Genomic DNA, 19,419 nt, shown 5'->3' on the forward strand with positions numbered 1-19,419 from the left:
TAGGCTGAACGCCCATGAATGCCTTACCGCGGGCACCGATCGAGGTATCACCGCTGGCGTGGCTGGACGCGGTGGAGAAGCAGCGCCGCGGGGCCGGGCTGCGTCGCTCGCTGCGCCCGCGTCCCGCCGTCACGACCGAGCTGGACCTGGCTTCCAACGACTACCTCGGCCTGTCCCAGCACCCCGACGTGATCGACGGGGGCGTTGCGGCGCTGCGCATGTGGGGCGCCGGGGCCACCGGCTCGCGCCTGGTCACCGGCGACACCGAGCTGCACCAGGAATTCGAGTCCGAGCTCGCCGAGTTCGTCGGCGCCGCGTCGGGCTTGCTGTTCTCCTCCGGATACACCGCCAACCTGGGGGCCGTCGTCGGCCTGTCCGGCCCCGGTTCGCTGCTGGTGTCCGACGCTCTTTCGCACGCCTCGCTGGTGGACGCGTGCCGGCTGTCTCGTGCCCGGGTGCGGGTGACGCCGCACCGCGACGTGACCGCCGTCGACGCGGCACTGGCCTCCCGCGACGAGGAGCGCGCCGTCGTCATCACCGACTCCGTCTTCAGCGCCGACGGCTCGCTGGCCCCGGTGCGCGAACTGCACGAGGTGTGCCGCCGCCACCGCGCGCTGCTCATCGTCGACGAGGCGCACGGCCTCGGGGTGCGCGGCGGCGGACGCGGGCTGCTGCACGAGCTCGGCCTCGCGGGCGCGCCCGACATCGTGATGACCACGACGCTGTCCAAGGCGCTCGGCAGCCAGGGCGGGGTGGTGCTCGGACCGGCGGCGGTGCGCGCGCACCTGATCGACGTGGCCCGGCCGTTCATCTTCGACACCGGCCTGGCGCCGGCGGCGGTGGGCGCCGCGCGGGCCGCGCTGCAGGTGCTGCGGGCCGAGGCGTGGCGGCCGGACGCAGTGCTTCGCCACGCCCGCTTCCTGGCCGACACGTGCGGCGTGCCGGAAGTGCCGGCGTCGGCGGTGGTGTCGGTGATCCTGGGCGATCCGGAAGTCGCGCTGGCCGCCGCGACCGCCTGCCTGGACGCCGGCGTCAAGGTGGGGTGCTTCCGGCCCCCGACCGTGCCCGCCGGGACGTCGCGGCTGCGCCTGTCGGCGCGCGCGTCGCTGGACGCCGACGACCTTGAGACCGCGCGCCGGGTGCTGACGGACGTGCTCGGCGTGGCGCGCCGTTGACCGTCCTGGTCGTCACCGGCACCGGCACCGGGGTCGGCAAGACGGTCGTCACCGCGGCCCTGGCCTGCCACGCCCGTCAGGCCGGCCTCGACGTGGCGGTGTGCAAGCCGGTCCAGACCGGCACCGACGCCGGCGACGACGACCTCGCCGAGGTGGGCCGGCTATCCGGGGTGACCGAACTCGTCGGGTTGGCGCGCTACCCGCTGCCCATGGCGCCGGCCGCCGCGGCCGAGCAGGCCGGGACGGCGCTGCCCACCGGCGAGCGGGTGCTGCGGCTCGTCGGCGAGCTGGACCGCCCCGGCCGGTTGACGCTGGTCGAAGGCGCGGGCGGCCTGCTGGTCGAACTCGCCGACCCCGGCGTCACGCTGCGCGACCTCGCCGTCGGGCTGGGCGCCGCGGCGCTGGTCGTGGTCGGCGCCGAGCTGGGCACCCTCAACCACACCGCGCTAACCCTGGAAGCGCTTGCCGCCCAACGAGTTCCGTGCGCCGGGCTGGTCATCGGGAGCTGGCCGGCCCGGCCCGGCCTGGTCGAGACGTCGAACCGGTCGGCGCTGGCGAAGCTGGCCCCGGTGCGGACCGCGCTGCCCGCCGACGCGGCATCCAGGCCCGACTTCGCGGCCATGAGCGCCGGGGCGTTCGACCGCGACTGGGTGACCGCGCTGGTGCGCTGATGGTCCATTCCATCGAGCTGGTCTTCGATCCCGACACCGAAGAGGCCATTCGTGGCATCTGGCGGGAGTTGGCCGACGCTGGCATTCCCAGCCAGGCGCCGGCCAGCCGGCCGCACGTCACGCTGGCCGTCGCCGAACGCATCGATCTGTGCGTCGACGGGCTGCTGGGGCCGGTCGCCCGACGACTCCCGCTGGACGCGGCGATCGGCGCGCCGGTGCTGTTCGGGCGGGCGAACGTCGTGTTCGCCCGGCTGATCGTGCCGACCAGCGAACTGCTGGCGCTGCACGCCGAGGTGCACCGGCTGTGCGGTCCGCATTTCGAGCCGGCGCCGATGTCGAACAGCCGGCCCGGCCAATGGACCGCGCACGTGACGATGGCGCGCCGCGTCGGTGGTCACCAGCTCGGCCGTGCGCTGCGCATCGCGGGCCGGCCGTCGCAGCTCGACGGCCGCTTCGCCGGCTTGCGCCGCTGGGACGGCGGCAAGAAGGTCGAACACCCGCTGTAGGGCGTGGTGTTCGCGTGTGCATCCTGGGCTTCGCGTGTGAAGCCACGGCGCAAAAATCGCCCAGATCCCGCCGTGGGTTCACACCGAAAGCCGTGGGCTCACACTAACCGCCGAACAGCAGATACAGGCCGGTGAACGTGTAGCCGACCATGACCAGCATCATCGTCAGCTGCCCCGTGAGCTGATGGCCGGCCGGCAGCAGCCGCAGGGCCCGGTCGTGGGCGGCGACCACCGCCACGATGTGGCCGGTCACCACCGAGGCCACCTTGATGCCGGCGAGCAGCGGGGGATGCGCCGACAACACGTAGGCGACGTGACAATGCGCCAGCCCCAACAGGTTCCAGCCGCGGCCGAACGGATCGCCCAGCGCGAACACCGCCTGCTGGCCGCGCTCGACGAGGTAGGACAGATAGTGCGCGAAGATGTAGCCCACCACGATCGGGATCAGCGAATGCGCCATCCGTCCGGGCAGGGCGCGGCGTTGCTCGCGGTCGACCCCGCCGGTGGCGCGCGCCGCAAGTGAAAACGTCACCGCCACAACGGAAATGAACACGATCAGCCCAAAGCTGCGCAGCAGCGACGACGACAACGTCGGCGCCAGGCGGAAGCCACGCGAAACCTCGTCGACGAATCCCCGCCACGTCGGCGACGCCGAGAAGCTGTCGAACGCCGTCGACCCGAGCAGCACCGCCAGCAGCACCACCACCCCGGGCCGCACGGGCAGCGAGGGCAGGTGGTCGAGCGGATTCCCGACGACGATCTTGCCGGTGGCCGGGTTGCGCCGAAATGGGCAGAGCCGGGAAACCGCCATGCTGTAGACGCCGAACGGGTCGGCCCGGGCCAGCCACCGCTGCCCGCACAGCCACGCCCCGACCAGCATCAGCGCCGCATACGTCGCCAGCCATGCCCGGACCAGCGGCAGCGATGCCGAGTTGGGGCTGGCCAGCTCCATCCACACGAACGCGAACAGGCCCAGCGCCGCCGGTCGATAGCCCCAGCCCTCGGGGTAGGACCACCGCGGCCGGCCGAGGCGCGCTGGCACCACACGCCGCAGCAGCAGATACACCGTGCGCATCGGCGAGATCACCCGCCAGACCGGGCCGAACAGCAACGACACCGCCACCAGCCCGACCCACAGCAGCACGTAGAACGCCCCGAGCAGGGCGTTGGACTCCGACCGCGGACCCCACACCCCGGCCAGCACCACCCACACCGCGAACGCCAATGCCAGCCCGGCCGCCGTCCAGCGGGTCGCCCGGGCGTCGACGAACGAGGTCAGCGCCGACGGCAGCGGCCGGCCGGGCTGGTTCGGATCGAACCGCGGCCGCCGCCACGCGAACGCGACCAGCGCGAACGTGAACGTCAGCGCCCACGCCGCCCCGACCATCGCGTATAGGTACGGCACCGGGAGGTCGCCCGAGCCGCCCAGGCCGTGCGCGAGCACCGTCGTCGCGCCGGCGGCGCTCACGGCTGGACTTGGATCGTCGCGATCGTGCGGTCCAGGTGATGCAGCTCGACCTCGACGTTTCCCGGGACGTCGACGCTGAACTGGAAGGTTTGGCCGGGCGCGGCCGCGACCGGGAACTTGTGGTCGGGCGTCGAGTGCACGTGCAACTCGTCTGGCGCGTCGCTGGTGACCCGCAGGGTGATTTGCTGGTGCACCTTGGCCTGCAGCGTGGCGTTGGTCGGGGTGACCTGGCCCTTGGCGATGGTGACGTCGACGACGGGGGCCGCGGCGGGCGACGAGGGCTGCGAACCGCCGCAGGCGACGAGCCCGCAAGTCAGCGCGGCCGCCCACGCGGTGACGAGGGCACGGCGAACCGTCATCAAGCTAGGCCGCCCTGGGAGCGCCCGGCACGGGCTGCTTTTCCTCGACCGGCTCCGGCGACTCCTGGGCATTGTTCAGCCGGCCGGCGCCCCACGTCAGCGCGCTGATCACCATCAGGGTCAGGATCAGCACCACGATGCCGCCCGCGGTGAACAACCAGGCCGGCGCGCTCTGGTCGCGTTCGCGCTGCAGGATCGTGACCTCCAGGACGAACGGCCGCACGCTTTGCGCCAGCGCGGGAACCTCGGGTGCCGGAATGGCATCGTCTGCGGGCTCCCAGATCGGCAGGGCCGTCATCGTGCGGCCGTCCTGCACCCGCAGCAGCGTCTTCCACTCTCCCCACACGGGAACCGGCTGGGTCGACCGGTAGTGCCCCGGCCCGACCTTTTCCAGTCGGTCGATCATCAGGCCGCGGTTGTTCTCCATGCGGCCCTGCCACGACAGGATCGTCAGCCACTCCGGATGGTCGCTGACGAACGGCGGGGTGAGCTGCACGTCCGCCGAGACCATCCGCCGCCCCGGTTGGCTGGGCTGGTCGGTCAGCGTGACGGTGGCGGTGTTGTGGCTCGGCACCAAGATGTGCAAGCCGTTGGCCACCGCGGCGCCGATCACCAACACCGTCAACACCACCGCGGCGATGCCGACCCGGCGGCCCGGCAGCCGCTGTCCGGTGAGCACCATCCCGAACATCGCTCCGCACACCCCGGTCAGCACGGCCACGGGCACCGACATCGCCAGCGCCTCGCCCCACATCCTCGTCGGCCACGGGTAGTGGTACACCGCGCCGATCCACAGCGACTCCAGCCACAGCCCGACGGTCGCCACGCCCAGGCCGGAGACGGCACCAAAAGCGATGGGGCGCTTGAGGAGTGGGGTCAGCGCCACCAGTTCGACGACCAGCGCCGGACCCACATAGAGCGGGAACCAGTTGATCGGCGCGCCCAGGATGGGCCCGACCAGCAACGCGACCAGGCCCCGCAGCGCGACGGCGAACAAGGCCCCGATGACCGCGCCGCCGCGCCCCATGGTCAGGCGGGCGGCAACCGCCGCCAGCGCGGACGCCGCGGCGATCAGCATCGGCTGGAATACCAGCCGGAATTGCGGGACGCCGAAGTCGAATTCGATCTGATAGACGGACAGCCCGATGAACAGACCGCCGAAGGACAGGTAGCGCAGGAATGTGATGAACGGGCCGTGGAAGACCTCCGCGCCCTCGTGGGCCTCGCCCTCGCGCTCCAGGATCAGCACCGAGAAAAGGGAAAAGCAGGCCCCGCCGATCATCATCAAATGCGTTGGGCCCCAAAGGGTTACGTCTTGGCCGAAGATGCGGTGCCAGATGTCGTCGAGCGGGAACCCGATCATCGCGTACAACCCGCAGCCCGCCATCAGAATCCCGCCGACCGGGGCGTACCAGTTACGCGTGATGCGCACCGCCGCCGGGCCGGGCCGGTCGAACGGCAGCACGATCGCCAACATGCCCGCCACGAAGATTCCGAACAGGCCGATGATGATGAAGTAGTGCGCCGGGTTCGCCAGCGGGCCGGGGTCGCGGCCGTTGCCGATGTGCCAGCTGACGTCCCAGATGAACCCGAACAGGGCGCAGATGATGAACGTGGTGAAGATCAGGACCGGTAGGGCCACCCAGTTGGGGCGGTGAAACTTTTCGCCCATCTTGTCGGCGATGCGGGTCAACCATTCGATGCGGTGGGTGCGGTGCGCATAACCGATCCACAGCATGGCCGCGCCGATCACCACGGCGGCGATCGACAACCCAATCACCTGGTTGAGGCCGGCGCCGCGCGCCGGCGCCTCGGCCACAAAAGTGAGTTCCGCCGATTTCATCGTCAAACCCTCCTGCACCCCGGCCTGGCGAGCTGTGATGCAGCTCGCAGGAACCGGAATGCCCCGATCGAGGGCCCGTCAATCACGCTTTTTGTCGGCGGCGTCGCTTTGCTGGCTCGCCGCCGCGTCGCCGCCGTTGCGGCGGTCTCTCAGCGCGACGTACAGGATGACGCCGACCACCACGATCGCCGGCAGGAAGGCGGGGATCGCCAGCAGCAGCATGTGGTGGGCCAGGTACTCGACGTGCGCCTGGGCCTCCCAAAGAGTCATTGATCAGACATACCCCGGCGGACCCCGTCTGTCCCCTCCCTCGGAGGCCGTTACCCTACTTTGAACCGATTTGTTCAGGCTGCCATCACGAATGGCAGGTGCGGGTGCGCGCGCACGCAAAAAGATGCAGGGGAGTACCTGGTGACTCAAGCGGCAACTCGGCCGACGACCGACGCCGACGACTCGAACGACGACATCCTCGCGGTTGCCCGTAGGCAGGTGCTCGACGGCGGCGAGGGCCTGACCCGCGACCAGGTGCTGCGGGTGCTGCAGCTGCCCGACGACCGGCTCGAGGAGCTGCTGGCGTTGGCCCACGAGGTGCGGATGCGCTGGTGCGGCCCCGAGGTCGAGGTCGAGGGCATCATCAGCCTCAAGACCGGCGGGTGCCCGGAGGATTGCCACTTCTGTTCCCAGTCGGGGCTATTCTCGTCGCCGGTGCGCAGCGCGCGCCTGGACATCCCCAGCCTGGTCGAGGCGGCCAAGCAGACGGCCAAGTCGGGCGCCACCGAGTTCTGCATCGTGGCCGCGGTCCGCGGCCCGGACGAGCGGTTGATGGCGCAGGTCGCGGCCGGCATCGAGGCGATCCGCGACGAGGTCGAGATCAACATCGCCTGCTCGCTGGGGATGCTGAGCGCCGAGCAGGTGGAGCAGCTCTCGGCGATGGGCGTGCACCGCTACAACCACAACCTGGAGACGGCCCGCTCGTTCTTCCCCAACGTCGTGACGACACACACCTGGGAAGAGCGCTGGGAGACGCTGTCGATGGTGCGCGACGCCGGCATGGAGGTGTGCTGCGGCGGCATCCTCGGCATGGGCGAAACCCTGGAACAGCGCGCGGAGTTCGCCGCCGACCTGGCCGAGCTCCGGCCCGACGAGGTGCCGCTGAACTTCCTGAACCCGCGGCCGGGCACCCCGTTCGGCGACCTGGAGGTGCTGCCCGTCAGCGAGGCGTTGAAGTCGGTCGCCGCCTTCCGGCTGGCGTTGCCGCGCACGATGCTGCGCTTTGCCGGCGGGCGCGAGATCACGCTGGGTGACCTCGGCGCCAAGCAGGGCATCCTGGGCGGCATCAACGCGGTGATCGTCGGGAACTACCTGACCACGCTCGGGCGCCCCGCCGAGGCGGACCTGGAACTGCTGCAGGATTTGCAGATGCCGATTAAGGCGCTCAACGCCAGCCTGTAAGAGACTGGAGACCGTGGTTCGGGAATTGGGCGCCCCGGTCAGCGCCGGCGTCTACAACGTCTACACCGGGGAGCAGGGGGGCACGGCCGTGCCGACGGCCGCCCAGCTTGGCCTCGAGCCGCCCCGGTTCTGCGCCGAATGCGGACGCCGGATGGTGGTCCAGGTCCGGCCCGACGGCTGGCGGGCGCGGTGCTCGCGGCACGGCGAGGTCGACTCTGCGGACATGGAGGCACAGCGGTGACCGAGCACGCCGAGTCCGCGCCCTTCGACCCCGCCGGCGTCCCCCGCAAGGCGCGGGCGCGCGCGGTCCTCGTCGCGGCGCTGGGGGTGGCCGCGACCGGTGTCGCGATCGGCGGGCTGTGGGCCTGGATCGCGCCGCCGATTCGCGCGGTGGTGGCGATCACGCGGGCCGGCGAGCGGGTCCACGACTATCTGGGCACCGAGTCCGAGCACTTCTTCATCGCCCCGGCCATGCTGCTGGGCCTGTTGACGGCGCTGGCGGTGGTGGGCGCGGTGCTGGTGTGGCAGCGGCGCGAGCACCGCGGGCCCGCGATGGTCCTGGGGCTGTCGCTCGGCATGGTGGTCGCCGCGGCGGTGGCTGCGGGGACGGGTGCGCTGCTGGTTCGGCTGCGCTACGGCGCGCTGAACTTCGACGCGGTCGCGGTCTCGGGCACCCCGCCGGTCGCCTATGTCACCCAGGCGCCGCCGGTGTTCTTCGCCCTCCACCTGGCGCAGGTGGCGGTGACGCTGGCGTGGCCCGCGGGGATCGCCGCGCTGGTGTTCGCGCTTTTGGCGGCAGCCGACGCCCGCGACGACCTGGGTGGTCTTCCGGTGGCCGGCCGGCCTTCCGGCGCGCTGCCGATGGAGCCCGAGGCCCCGGAGGCCGCCGTCTCGTAGGCGTCCCAGCGTCGCAGCCGTGTCGAGTGTGAACTCACGGCTTTCGGTGTGAACCCACGGCGAGATCTGGGCGATTTTTCCGCCGTGGATTCACGCGCAAAGCCCAGGACACACACTCAACACCCGGGTGCCGATCTCGACGTCCAGGGACCTTAGAGCGGGCGGTGCGGGATCTTTCGGCCGGTGATGACCTTGGCCGCGATCTTGACCAGCCGGGCCATGCCGACGTAGGTCATCGGGTTGAACATCGTCGGCCACGTGGTGCGGATCAGGTGCTCGGTTAGCGGCCGGCCGGCGAACCGGTCGGTGAGCCAGCGCAGCGTCATCGGCGCGGACAGCGGGTGCAGGCAGATGTGCTCGTTGAACGCGTCCCGGTGGTAGGTGACCCGGGCACCGCCGGCCGAATAGGCGTCGGCGAGCTCGTCGATGTCGTGCACGTCGATCAGGTAGTCGTGCACCGCCTGCACGATCAGCACCGGCGGCGTCGGCACCGCCGCGCCCAGCTTGATGCTGTCGAAGACGTAGGTGACCTCGGGGGTCGACAGGATCTCTTCGAGCGGCTCGTCGAGATAGTCGCCCATGTTCTTGCCGGCCATCCGCAGGACGGCCTCCACAGTCGTCATGTCGTGCAGCGAGTCGAGCAGGGCGCGTCCCTCCTCGTTGGTGTGCTCCTTGATGATCCGGTCCAGGTCGGGGTAGATCTTGGCCAGCGCCGCCACCACCAGCGCGGGCAGGCCGGCGAGGAAGCTCCCGTTGAGCCTGCGGAACGTGTGGCCGAGGTCGCCGACGGGCGAGCCCAGCACCGCGCCGACGATGTCCAGTTCGGGTGCGTAATCGCCGCACATCTCCGCGGCCCACGCGCTGGCCAGACCACCGCCGGAGTAGCCCCACAGCCCGATCGGCGCCGACGGCGACAACCCGAGCCGCTCCGAGCTCAGCGCGGCGCGGATGCCGTCCAGCACGCGGTAACCGGGCTCGTACGGCGCGCCCCACGAACCGTGGATGCCCTCGTGGTCGGGCACCGACACGGCCCAGCCCTCGGCGACGGCGGCGGTGATCAGCAAGAACTCGAACTGGCTGAGCGACCCGAGGGCCTTGGCCCGGCGCCTCAGCGCGTAGGACGGAAAGCAACGCGACGTCATCGCGTCGATCGCGCATTGGTACGACAACACCGGGCAGCTCTGCCCCGGAGCCAGCTGGGCCGGGACGATCACGGTGGTCGCCGTCGCCTCGGGCTGGCCGTTCATGTCCATCGTGCGGTACAGCAGCTGGACGGCCTTGACGGGCTGGGGCACCAGACCCAAAAACGCCAGCTCGACGTCGCGCGAGCGCAGCACCGTCCCGGGCTCGGCGTGCTGGTAGCCGGGCGGCGGCTGGTAGAACGGGTCGTCCGAGGGCAGCAGCGGCCGGACCTTGCGCTGCAGGTCCTCGTGGTGCGGCCGTCCGATCCACTGAGCGCCACGCGTCCCCGCGAGATTGCCGAGCTCAACCATTCGCAGATCCCTCCTTGGCCATCCGGCATTCTCGCGCATGAACGGACGGTGACCAAAACGTAATCGCCGCGTTGTGAGCCAGTTCTCGTGGTCCCCCCAGCTCACGGGCGAAAGGTGTTCTGCCCAATGTACCGGCGTGTCGCGGCGGGCGGGGCGTTAAACGCCGGGCGGCCGGAACGCGGCGAATTCGTCGGTGACCCGCAGCTGGGAGTCGGTGAAGTGATAAAGCGCCGCCGGCCGTCCGCCGCTGCGGCCGGACTGCGCGATGGTGCCCGTCTGGCTGATGACCCCGCGCCGGACCAGCACGCGCTGCAGGTTCGTCGCGTCGACCTGGTAGCCCAGCGCGGCGCCGTAAATGTCGCGCAACGCGGACAGCGCGAATTCCCTTGGGGCCAAGGCGAATCCGATGTTGGTGTAGGACATCTTGGCGGCGAGCCTGGTTTGGGCGTGGGCCACCATCGGGCCGTGGTCGAACGCCATGGGCGGCAGCGAATCCACCGGATGCCAGCGGGTATCCGGGGGCAGCTCCGGGGTGGCGGGGGAGGGCACCAGGCCCAGGAACGTCGAGGCGATCACCCGGGCACCGGGCACCCGGTGTGGGTCGGAGAACACAGCGAGCTGCTCCAAGTGAGCCAGCTCTCGCAGGTCGACCTTCTCGGCCAGCTGGCGCCGAACCGAGGTGGTCATGTCCTCGTCCGTGCGCAGCCGGCCGCCCGGCAGCGACCAGGCGCCCTTCTGCGGTTCCCTGGCGCGTTGCCATAACAGGACGTTCAACTGCGGTTTCTGTCTACGGGGGCCCGCCGTTACCTGACGAACCTGGAACACGACCGCCAGCACCTCGTGTTCAGTGCTAGTATGGCCCATGTTTTCGATTGTAAGTCGAAAACCTCCCGGGACGAAAGGAACCGCTGTGACGGTTTCGATTGGCATGGACACCCTCGCGGACGACCTGAGTGCCCGCATCACCGACACCCCCGCCGGGTACACCGGCCTGGACGGAGACGAGCAGTGGGCCGCCGAGGTTCGCCGGCTGGCTACGCTGCGCGGCGCCACGCTGCTCGCGCACAACTACCAGCTGCCCGCCATCCAGGACGTCGCCGACCACGTGGGCGATTCGCTGGCGCTGTCGCGGATCGCCGCCGACGCGCCCGAGGACACCATCGTGTTCTGCGGTGTGCACTTCATGGCCGAGACCGCCAAGATTCTCAGCCCGGACAAGACCGTGCTCATTCCGGACCAGCGGGCCGGCTGCTCGCTCGCCGATTCCATCACCCCCGACGAACTGCGCGCCTGGAAGGACGAGCACCCCGGTGCCGTCGTCGTCTCTTACGTCAACACCACCGCCGCGGTGAAGGCGCTGACCGACATCTGCTGCACGTCGTCCAACGCGGTCGACGTCGTCGAGTCCATCGACCCCGACCGCGAGGTGCTGTTCTGCCCGGACCAATTCCTCGGCGCCCACGTCCGGCGCGTGACGGGGCGTAAGAACCTGCACGTGTGGGCCGGCGAGTGCCACGTGCACGCCGGCATCAACGGCGACGAGCTCTCCGAGCAGGCGCGCGCAAACCCCGACGCCGAACTCTATGTACACCCCGAATGTGGCTGCGCCACTTCGGCTTTGTACCTCGCCGGCGAGGGCGCCTTCCCGGCGGAGCGGGTGAAGATCCTGTCCACCGGCGGCATGCTCGAGGCCGCCCACGAAACGAACGCCCGCAAGGTCCTGGTCGCCACCGAGGTCGGCATGTTGCACCAATTGCGCCGCGCCGCACCGCAAGTCGACTTCCGCGCCGTCAACGACCGGGCCTCCTGCAAGTACATGAAGATGATCACCCCGGCCGCGCTGCTGCGCTGCCTGGTCGAGGGGGCCGACGAAGTCCACGTCGACCCCGAGATCGCCGCGGCGGGCCGGCGCAGCGTGCAGCGAATGATCCAGATCGGGCAGCCGGGCGGCGGCGAATGATCGCCCGTCCGGATTGGACCCATTCCGCCGATGTCGTTGTAATCGGAACCGGCGTAGCGGGTTTGGCCGCGGCGCTGGCCGCCCATCGCGCCGGCCGCAGCGTCGTGGTGCTGTCCAAGGCACACGATGCGCGCGGGGTGACCGCTACGCACTACGCGCAGGGCGGCATCGCGGTGGTGTTGCCAGGCAACGACGACTCGGTCGAGGCCCACGTCGCCGACACCCTGGCCGCCGGCGCCGGCCTGTGCGACCCCGACGCCGTCTGCTCGATCGTCGCCGACGGCTACCGCGCCGTGTCCGAATTGGTCGGTGACGGAGCGCGATTCGACGAGGCCGTGCCCGGCCGGTGGGACGTGACGCGCGAGGGCGGACACTCGCGGCGGCGCATCGTGCACGCCGGGGGCGACGCCACCGGCGCCGAGGTCCAGCGCGCGCTGGACCACGCGGCGGCCACGCTCGACATCCGCACCGGCCACGTGGCCCTGCGGGTGCTGCACGACGGGGCCGCGGTGACCGGCGTGTGGGCGGGCAACCCGGACGGCTACGGCGTCATCAGCGCGCCCTCGGTGATCCTGGCGTCCGGCGGGCTCGGGCACCTGTATGGGGCGACCACCAATCCCGACGGCTCCACCGGCGATGGTATTGCGCTGGCGCTGTGGGCCGGCGTGCCGGTCAGCGATCTCGAGTTCATCCAGTTCCACCCGACGATGCTTTTCGGAGGTGGCGGCGGGCGCCGTCCGCTGGTCACCGAGGCGATCCGCGGCGAGGGTGCGATACTGCTTGATTCCCAAGGTAACTCGGTCACCGCCGGCGTTCACCCGATGGGCGACCTGGCCCCCCGCGACGTCGTCGCGGCGGCCATCGACGCGCGGCTGCGGGAGACCGGCGACCCGTGCGTCTTCCTCGACGCGCGCGGCATCGCGGGCTTCGAGGCGCGGTTCCCGACCGTCACCGCCGCGTGCCGGGAGGCCGGGATCGACCCCGTCCGCCAACCGATTCCGGTCGTCCCCGGCGCGCACTACAGCTGCGGCGGCGTCGTCACCGACGTGCACGGGCAGACCGAGTTGCCCGGGCTGTTCGCCGCGGGCGAGGTGGCCCGCACCGGGATGCACGGCGCAAACCGCTTGGCGTCCAACAGCTTGCTCGAGGGGCTGGTGGTCGGCGGTCGCGCCGGCAGGGCCGCGGCCGCGCACTCCTCGGCGGCCGGGCGGACCCGCGCGCTCGCGCCCGAACTCGTCGCCCACACCGCCGCATCGCGCGGCGACCTGCACCGGGCCATGAGCCGCGACGCCTCGGTGGTGCGCGACGCCGCCGGGCTGAACCGGTTGTCCGACAAGCTATCCGGGGCGCCCATCCGCGACATCACCGGCCGCCGCGATTTCGAGGACATCGCGTTGACGCTGGCCGCCCGGGCGGTGACCGCGGGCGCCCTGGCGCGCAACGAAAGCCGCGGGTGTCACCACCGCGCGGAGTACCCGGACGCGGCGCCCGAGCAAGCCCGCAGCAGCGTGCTCCGGCTGGCCGACGACCAGAACTCGGTGCTGGTGGAGGCGCTGGCGGCGGTGGGGTGACGATGCTGTCCGACGACGAACTCGACACCGCCCGGGATCTGATCCGGCGCGCTCTGCAGGAGGATCTGCGCTACGGGCCCGACGTCACCACGCAGGCCACGGTCCCCGACGGCGCGGTGACCACCGCCTCGATGGTGCCCCGCGAGCCGGGCGTGATCGCCGGCGTGGACGTCGCATTGCTCGTGCTCGACGAGGTCCTCGGCGCCGGCGGCTATCAGGTGCTCGATCGCGTCGACGACGGCGCCCGGCTGCGGCCGGGCGAGCCGCTGCTGACGGTCCAGGCGCAGACCCGCGGCCTGCTGACCGCGGAGCGGACCGCGCTGAACCTCATCTGCCACCTGTCGGGAATCGCCACCGCCACCGCGGCCTGGGTCGACGCGGTGCACGGCACCAAGGCCAAAATCCGCGACACCCGCAAGACCCTGCCCGGCCTGCGGGCGCTGCAGAAATACGCGGTTCGCGTCGGCGGTGGCGTCAACCACCGCCTGGGCCTCGGCGACGCGGCCCTGATCAAGGACAACCACGTCGCGGCCGCCGGATCGGTGGTCGAGGCGCTGCGCGCGGTGCGCGAAGCGGCCCCCGACCTGCCCTGCGAGGTCGAGGTGGATTCGCTCGAGCAGCTCGACGAGGTGCTGCCGGAAAAGCCCGAGCTGATCCTGCTGGACAACTTCCCGGTGTGGCAGACGCAGACGGCCGTACAGCGCCGCGACGCCCGGGCGCCCGCCGTGCTCCTCGAATCGTCCGGGGGACTCAGCCTGGAGAACGCGGCGACCTACGCCGCGACCGGCGTGGACTACCTGGCCGTCGGCGCGCTTACCCACTCGGTGCGCGTGCTCGACATCGGCCTGGACATGTAGTCCTCGCCCGCTCGTCGCCCTCAGGTGGCCATCGCGTCGGCGGCTGAGCGTGCCGAAAGCGCGTCGAGCACTGCATATTCCGCTTCGTAGACAGCGGACTCCGCGAAATCGATCGCGTCAAGCGCATAGCTGATGGCCATGTTGGCATAGACGTCCATCTCTTTGGCTTCGTGCGCGGCCCTCTTTTCCGCCATGTCATTGCGAATCTTGGCGACGTGGGCCTTCCAATTGCCGGCCAGCTCCCGCCAGTGCTGCGATGCATCGTCGCGGGCGGTTACGGCCCGGTCTTGCAGATGATCGGCGGCCTTGGATGCCCGGTCGCGCGCGCGAGCCGCGTCCGCCTGGACCTGTTCTCGGGCCTGCTGCCCCGCGGCGCGTACCTTTTCGTTCGCCTCCTTGGCCGCGGCGGAGAGCTTTTCGAATTGAGTGGTCAGGTCGTTGTCAGCCATTGCAAGATCCCTTCTGCGTGAGGCTGATTGATGTGGAGCTGCAATTGTCGCGCTGCACCGGCGCGTGGGCGTAGGGCCCTAAGTCCTTGGTCCGGCTGGGGCATGGCGATCATCGGTTCTCGGCTTGCGAGACCGCGCCGTGTCGCGCGTCCCGGGTCAACTGAGGCCTGCAAATGGCCGTGCTGTGCGCTCATCAGCGGGGTCTGGCACATGCGACCACTGGGAGCTGAAGACGGCTGAGGCGAAGGCGGCTTCCGCTTGCGTGTGCAACCCCGGCGGAAAAATCGCCGAAATCCCGCCGCGAACTCACACCGAAAGCCGTGAGCGCACACTCAATGCAGAGACAGCTCGCGCCGGATCGCCGCCGGGGTCTGGGCCAGATGTTGGCGAACAACGCGGGTGAAGTGCGCCTGGTCGGCGAATCCGAGGTCAGCGGCGACGGCGGCCAGCGTCGACTCGTCGCGCTCGAGCCGGTCGAGCGCCCGGCTCACCCGGACGCGGTTGCGATACCGAGTGAGCGATACGCCCAGCTCGCGCGGGAACGCCCTACTCAACCGGTATGGCGACGTGCCCAGCAGCTCCGCCAGTGGGAACAGACCGCGCGCCGCCGGGTCGTCGTCGTGGATGGCCGCGCGCGCTCGCCGCACGAGAAGTGCGTCGGCGGGACCCGGCCGATCGGCCAGCGGCGTGTGTCGGTCGGTTACCGCTCGTACCGCCGTGGCTATGAGCGCGACGACATTCTCGGCGAGCTGGTAGTCGATTTCGCCGCCGGCCAACAGCCGCCGGTGCGCGAGCTCTAGCCGAGCGTCGACGTAGAAGGTCGAGTGTCGCAGTCGACCGCCGTCGCCGACCAGCCGCCGCCACGACGCCGCGCTCAGCCGCACCGAGGTGCACACGTCACCGCCGTGGGGATGTGCGAATTGGTCTTCCTCGCCGGGCCCGCCGACGTAGCCGACCGTCGGATCGAGATTGACCGGCCCGTCTGAGCCTCGCCGCTGAAACCGGCCGGACCTGACCAAAACCAGCCGTCCGTCGATCGGGCGCTCAATCGCCGACCAGCTCGAGCCGTCGGGACGGCATGTCCAGGCCTGCAGGCTGAAGTGGGGCCGGGCGGCGAGGGTGACCATCGACAGCACGCCGCCAGGCTAGCGCCGCGGGGTGACAGCCGGCCGCAAGGATGTTCAAGACCGCGCGGCATCCGGACGCGAAGCTGGCTTCATGGCATCAATACGCACCGAGTTCCAAATCGACCTCGACGCCGACCGCGTTTGGCAAGTGATCGGGGACTGGGCCGACGGCCCGGTCGGCATGGCGCGCGGTTACGTGGTGTCGGCGCAGGCCGACGGCGACGTTCGCGTGGTGACGTTCGCGAACGGCAATGTCGCCCGGGAACGGCTCGTCGCGCGAGACGAAGCCGCGCGCCGCATCGTCTACTCCCTCATCGGCGACACGGCGCGACCCGAACACGACAACACCGCGATGCAGATCGTGCCCGACGGCGCGCGACGGTGCCGCTTCATCTGGACCAGGGACGTTCTGCCGGACGAGTTGGCGGTTCGGCTGCACGCCGCGATGGAGGACGCCGCCCGGGCGATCAAGGCCAGCCTTGAAGGCGAGCTAGCCGCGCAGTAGCGTGCGCGCCGCGGGCTTGGCCGCCTCGAGCGCGCCCGCGTCGCCGGAGATCCGGGACAGGATCAGTGCCCCCTCGATCAGTGAAATCACCGCCAGCCCAACCTGTTTCGCCTCGGCCGCACCCCACCCGTCGGAGCGCAGCCGCTCCTCGACGGCCGCGGACCATCCCCCGAAGGCGCGCGCCGACGCCTCGCGCACCAGCGGGCTCGCGTGCACGGACTCGGTGGCGATCGGTTCGATGGGGCAGCCGTCGCGCCGGTCGCCCGCCAAGCCCGCGGCCAGCAGGTCGATCCACCGATCGACGATGTCGGCCACCGGCCGCCCCGTTGCCAGCAACCGGCGCAGCAGTTGTTCGATGCCGCTTCCCTCCGTCTCGACGACCGCCGCCGCCAGCTGTTGCTTGCCCTGCGGAAAGTGGTGATACAGCGAGCCGGGCTTGACGCCGGCCTCGTCGAGGATCTGGTTGAGCCCGGTCGCCGCGTAGCCCTGGCGGCGAAACAGGGTGGCGGCCGTGTCGATCAGCGCGGGGCGGCTGCGATCCGGTCTCGGCATGCTATTGACTTTACTTGAATGATCACTCAAGAATGCAGAGATGAGGCAGCTGACCTACGAAGAGACCGGGCGATACGCGTGGCGCGAGGTGCCCGAACCGCAGCTCGCCGCGCCCGAGCAGGCGCTGGTCCGGCCGCTGGCGGTGGCGTGTTGCGACCTCGACGTCGCGGTCTGCCAAGGCAGGCTCCCGTTGCCGCCGGCATACGCGGTCGGCCACGAGGGGTTGGCCGAGGTGGTGGCGGTCGGTGACGACGTCAAAGGCGTTCGGGTGGGCGACCGGGTGGTGGTGCCTTTCCAGATCAGCTGCGGGACGTGCCGCGAATGCCGTCGCGGCGTGACGGGCTCGTGCGGCTCGGGGCCGCTGATGGCGATGTATGGGATGGCGCCGATCGCCGGGCTGGACGGCGGCGGGTTCATGTCGGATCTGGTGCTAGTGCCCTACGCCGACGCGATGCTCATCCCGTTTCCCGACCCGGTCGACCCCGTCTCCATCGCGTCCCTGTCGGACAACATTCCCGACGGCTGGCGCACCGTCGGGCCGTTCGCCGACGAGCTGAGCGCGCTCGATCCGGCCGATCGCCGCGTCCTGGTACTCGGTCGACTGTCGATCGGGTTGTATGCGGCCGCCTTCGGCGTGGCGCTGGGCGCTCACGTCGACTACGTCGACACCGACCCGCAGCGGCTGGCCGCCGCCGAGAAGCTCGGCGCGGCGGTCCATGACGTCGCCAAACCCGACAAGTCTTGGGGCTCTTATCCGGTCACCGTGCACACGACCGGCGACGCCGCGACGCTATCGGCGACGCTGCGCGCGACCTGGCCGGATGGCGTGTGCACCGACACGGGGATTTACCCCGAATACAAGGTCGAGATGCCGCTGTTGCCGATGTACACCCGGGGCGTGCGGTTCGTCACCGGACGCGTCAGCGCGCGCACGGTCATTCCACGCGTGCTCGAACTGCTCGCCGGTGGACTGGACCTGTCCCCGGCCGTCGACCGCGTTGTTGCCTGGGAAGACGCCCCGTCGGCCTGGCCGGCGATGACGGGTAAAACGGTCTTCACGCGCGGCTAGGGCGTTGACTGTGAACCTGGGGCTTTGCGTGTGAGTGTAGGGCGGGAAAATCGACGAAATCCCGCCGCCAGTACACGCGAAAAGCCGTCAGTTCACCCGCAACGCGGCGAAGCGTCAGGCGATGTCGGCGACGAACACCCCGACCCGGCGCACCTGCGCGCGCGCCATCCGCGGCAGCCGCTCGACGTCCGGGCCGTCGGAACCCGCGGGCACGATCCGCGGGTTGGTGAGGTGCACCACGCGATTGCGGCCGAACTGCAGGTCCGCCTCGCCGGCGGCCAGCACGTTCTTGACCCAGTTCGTTTTGCCGTGGGCCAGCGCGATCGCCACGACGTTGCCCTTGCGGTAGGGGGTGATGATCGTCTCGTATTCCTTGCCCGACGTGCGGCCGCGGTGCTTGATGGTCGCGGTGATGGGCAGAAAGCGCGCAAGCGGCTTGATCGCCGGGTTGAAGTACTTGATCTGGAAACGCTCGAACCAGACCGGGAATACCATCGGGACGCCCGGGGCGTTGTTCGGGTGATCCTTTGTGGACATCACGGCTCCTTGAGTAATCTCTGCGGGCCCAAACCGGTCTTAGCCGGCCTTTCACCGGCACTGTACCGGTCCGGTGTCGCCTTCAGCCGATCTGGGAGAATGGGCGGTACGCGAATGCCGCTTGCGTGATGACGGTTCGTCGCTGCAATGTCGCAATAAGCCAAGCCGCACAAGGGATTTCGTTTTGCGGTCGGTGCCGTTGCAGGCGTACGGTTTGCCCATGACCAACGCGTGCGAGCCCATGCCGAAGCAATGCGTTATCCCGGCAAAGTACAGACTGCTCATGGCCCTGGCCGCCGCGCGCCCCGACGGTGTCAGCGCGTTCGCCGCCGACGCTCGCGCGGCCGGCGCCTCGGAAGCAGAGATCGCCGAGGCGGTCGAGATCCGACGATCCGTTGGCGCTGCCGCCCCGCGGGCGCGGACGCTGCGGAGTTACCTGGCGCTGTGGGCGGCGGCCATGATGGTCGGCGCGGCCTTGCTGATGCAGACCGCCGCACCGGTCCGGGCCGACGTGTGCGGCGACGTCGGCGGTGTCCAGGCGTCGGCGGGTGGCTGCAGCCAGCCCGGCGCGCCCGCCGGGGACCCGCCGCCGCAGGCCGGCATTCCCCAGCCGCCGTGGCTGTCGGTGATCCAGCGTCGCGATCCCCAATTCGCCGACTCCTACCTGGCGATGCGTGAGCGCATCCTGAGGGACGGCGCGATCCCCGCCAAATACAAGCTGCTCATCGGCATGGTCACCGATGCCATCGCTGCTCACCCGGATGGTGTCCGGATGCTGGCGGACAACGCCCGGGCGGCGGGGGCGACTGAACCCGAGGTCACCGAAGCGGTCGAGGTGGGATATCTGTACGGCGGGACCGCGGCACTGGTCATGGGAAGCAACGCGTTCGGCAGCTGAACGCCGATTCGCGCGGTCCCGAACCCCGAG

The 19,419-nt window shown here is 70.5% G+C and carries 22 protein-coding genes; 12 read left to right on the forward strand and 10 right to left on the reverse strand.

Features of this window, described 5'->3' with window-relative positions; all coding sequences use genetic code 11:
- The first annotated feature begins 14 nt into the window (after positions 1–14).
- From AWB92_RS26595 to AWB92_RS26605, 3 genes are read left to right on the forward strand one after another with little or no spacing between them, the layout of a single operon-like run.
- Positions 15–1,175, forward strand: coding sequence for an 8-amino-7-oxononanoate synthase (locus AWB92_RS26595; protein ID WP_085190995.1), 1,161 nt, complete (start codon positions 15–17; stop codon positions 1,173–1,175).
- Positions 1,172–1,846: a dethiobiotin synthase gene (gene bioD / locus AWB92_RS26600; RefSeq protein ID WP_085190997.1), complete on the forward strand. Its 675-nt coding sequence runs from the start codon at positions 1,172–1,174 to the stop codon at positions 1,844–1,846. The genes AWB92_RS26595 and bioD overlap by 4 nt, the downstream gene beginning before the upstream one ends.
- On the forward strand, positions 1,846–2,352 hold the full coding sequence (locus tag AWB92_RS26605; protein WP_085190999.1) for a 2'-5' RNA ligase family protein: 507 nt from the start codon (positions 1,846–1,848) through the stop codon (positions 2,350–2,352). Before bioD ends, AWB92_RS26605 begins: the two co-directional genes overlap by 1 nt.
- Before the next feature lie 103 nt (positions 2,353–2,455).
- On the opposite strand, the gene AWB92_RS26610 is transcribed toward AWB92_RS26605, so the two are convergent.
- The 4 genes from AWB92_RS26610 to AWB92_RS26625 form a co-directional block, all read right to left on the reverse strand.
- Entirely contained in the window at positions 2,456–3,820 is a 1,365-nt protein-coding gene (locus tag AWB92_RS26610; RefSeq protein WP_085191001.1) for a hypothetical protein, read from the reverse strand.
- On the reverse strand, positions 3,817–4,179 hold the full coding sequence (locus AWB92_RS26615; RefSeq protein ID WP_085191004.1) for a hypothetical protein: 363 nt from the start codon (positions 4,177–4,179) through the stop codon (positions 3,817–3,819). The genes AWB92_RS26610 and AWB92_RS26615 overlap by 4 nt, the downstream gene beginning before the upstream one ends.
- 4 nt (positions 4,180–4,183) lie before the next feature.
- The gene (locus AWB92_RS26620) at positions 4,184–6,022 is read right to left on the reverse strand and encodes a hypothetical protein (RefSeq protein ID WP_085191006.1); all 1,839 of its coding nucleotides are present in this window, start codon (positions 6,020–6,022) and stop codon (positions 4,184–4,186) included.
- Positions 6,023–6,100: 78 nt separating this feature from the next.
- Positions 6,101–6,292: a hypothetical protein gene (locus AWB92_RS26625; protein WP_085191008.1), complete on the reverse strand. Its 192-nt coding sequence runs from the start codon at positions 6,290–6,292 to the stop codon at positions 6,101–6,103.
- Positions 6,293–6,433: 141 nt separating this feature from the next.
- Between AWB92_RS26625 and bioB the strand changes: the two genes are divergently transcribed.
- From bioB to AWB92_RS26640, 3 genes are all read left to right on the forward strand, one after another.
- Complete coding sequence (gene bioB, locus AWB92_RS26630) at positions 6,434–7,474, forward strand: biotin synthase BioB (protein ID WP_085191011.1); 1,041 nt, start codon at positions 6,434–6,436, stop codon at positions 7,472–7,474.
- A 13-nt stretch (positions 7,475–7,487) separates the two neighbouring features.
- A complete protein-coding gene (locus tag AWB92_RS26635; protein WP_085191014.1) occupies positions 7,488–7,715 on the forward strand; it encodes a hypothetical protein in 228 nt (75 codons plus the stop codon).
- 80 nt (positions 7,716–7,795) lie between these two features.
- The gene (locus AWB92_RS26640) at positions 7,796–8,371 is read left to right on the forward strand and encodes a DUF2567 domain-containing protein (RefSeq protein ID WP_241523618.1); all 576 of its coding nucleotides are present in this window, start codon (positions 7,796–7,798) and stop codon (positions 8,369–8,371) included.
- 152 nt (positions 8,372–8,523) lie between these two features.
- Here AWB92_RS26640 and AWB92_RS26645 read toward each other — a convergent pair whose 3' ends face one another.
- Complete coding sequence (locus AWB92_RS26645) at positions 8,524–9,864, reverse strand: lipase family protein (RefSeq protein WP_068177689.1); 1,341 nt, start codon at positions 9,862–9,864, stop codon at positions 8,524–8,526.
- A 156-nt stretch (positions 9,865–10,020) separates the two neighbouring features.
- A complete protein-coding gene (locus AWB92_RS26650) occupies positions 10,021–10,728 on the reverse strand; it encodes an NUDIX domain-containing protein (protein WP_085191019.1) in 708 nt (235 codons plus the stop codon).
- 64 nt (positions 10,729–10,792) lie between these two features.
- Here AWB92_RS26650 and nadA point away from each other — a divergent pair, with 64 nt between their 5' ends.
- Genes nadA through nadC form a run of 3 tightly spaced genes read left to right on the forward strand, consistent with a single transcriptional unit; the run spans position 10,793 to position 14,252 of the window.
- On the forward strand, positions 10,793–11,824 hold the full coding sequence (gene nadA / locus AWB92_RS26655) for a quinolinate synthase NadA (protein ID WP_142282344.1): 1,032 nt from the start codon (positions 10,793–10,795) through the stop codon (positions 11,822–11,824).
- Positions 11,824–13,395: an L-aspartate oxidase gene (locus AWB92_RS26660; RefSeq protein ID WP_173817502.1), complete on the forward strand. Its 1,572-nt coding sequence runs from the start codon at positions 11,824–11,826 to the stop codon at positions 13,393–13,395. Before nadA ends, AWB92_RS26660 begins: the two co-directional genes overlap by 1 nt.
- 2 nt (positions 13,396–13,397) lie before the next feature.
- Entirely contained in the window at positions 13,398–14,252 is an 855-nt protein-coding gene (gene nadC, locus AWB92_RS26665; protein WP_173817503.1) for a carboxylating nicotinate-nucleotide diphosphorylase, read from the forward strand.
- Between the two features lie 20 nt (positions 14,253–14,272).
- Here nadC and AWB92_RS26670 read toward each other — a convergent pair whose 3' ends face one another.
- Both AWB92_RS26670 and AWB92_RS26675 read right to left on the reverse strand, forming a co-directional pair.
- Positions 14,273–14,701 (reverse strand): hypothetical protein, encoded by a 429-nt coding sequence (locus tag AWB92_RS26670; protein ID WP_085191027.1) that lies wholly within the window; start codon positions 14,699–14,701, stop codon positions 14,273–14,275.
- 332 nt (positions 14,702–15,033) lie between these two features.
- Entirely contained in the window at positions 15,034–15,828 is a 795-nt protein-coding gene (locus tag AWB92_RS26675) for a helix-turn-helix transcriptional regulator (protein WP_085191392.1), read from the reverse strand.
- Positions 15,829–15,919: 91 nt separating this feature from the next.
- Between AWB92_RS26675 and AWB92_RS26680 the strand changes: the two genes are divergently transcribed.
- The gene (locus AWB92_RS26680) at positions 15,920–16,333 is read left to right on the forward strand and encodes an SRPBCC family protein (RefSeq protein ID WP_085191394.1); all 414 of its coding nucleotides are present in this window, start codon (positions 15,920–15,922) and stop codon (positions 16,331–16,333) included.
- Here the strand turns inward: AWB92_RS26680 and AWB92_RS26685 are convergent.
- On the reverse strand, positions 16,319–16,885 hold the full coding sequence (locus AWB92_RS26685; protein WP_085191029.1) for a TetR/AcrR family transcriptional regulator: 567 nt from the start codon (positions 16,883–16,885) through the stop codon (positions 16,319–16,321). The genes AWB92_RS26680 and AWB92_RS26685 overlap by 15 nt on opposite strands.
- 40 nt (positions 16,886–16,925) lie before the next feature.
- Here AWB92_RS26685 and AWB92_RS26690 point away from each other — a divergent pair, with 40 nt between their 5' ends.
- Complete coding sequence (locus tag AWB92_RS26690; RefSeq protein ID WP_085191032.1) at positions 16,926–17,954, forward strand: alcohol dehydrogenase catalytic domain-containing protein; 1,029 nt, start codon at positions 16,926–16,928, stop codon at positions 17,952–17,954.
- 114 nt (positions 17,955–18,068) lie between these two features.
- Here the strand turns inward: AWB92_RS26690 and AWB92_RS26695 are convergent, their stop codons facing one another.
- Positions 18,069–18,491, reverse strand: coding sequence for a nitroreductase family deazaflavin-dependent oxidoreductase (locus tag AWB92_RS26695; protein ID WP_085191034.1), 423 nt, complete (start codon positions 18,489–18,491; stop codon positions 18,069–18,071).
- 283 nt (positions 18,492–18,774) lie between these two features.
- On the opposite strand from AWB92_RS26695, the gene AWB92_RS26700 reads away from it, so the two are divergent.
- Positions 18,775–19,389, forward strand: coding sequence for a carboxymuconolactone decarboxylase family protein (locus AWB92_RS26700; RefSeq protein ID WP_142282329.1), 615 nt, complete (start codon positions 18,775–18,777; stop codon positions 19,387–19,389).
- The last annotated feature ends 30 nt before the right edge of the window (positions 19,390–19,419 follow it).

This window comes from Mycobacterium sp. IEC1808, from assembly GCF_002101935.1.
Lineage (GTDB): Bacteria > Actinomycetota > Actinomycetes > Mycobacteriales > Mycobacteriaceae > Mycobacterium.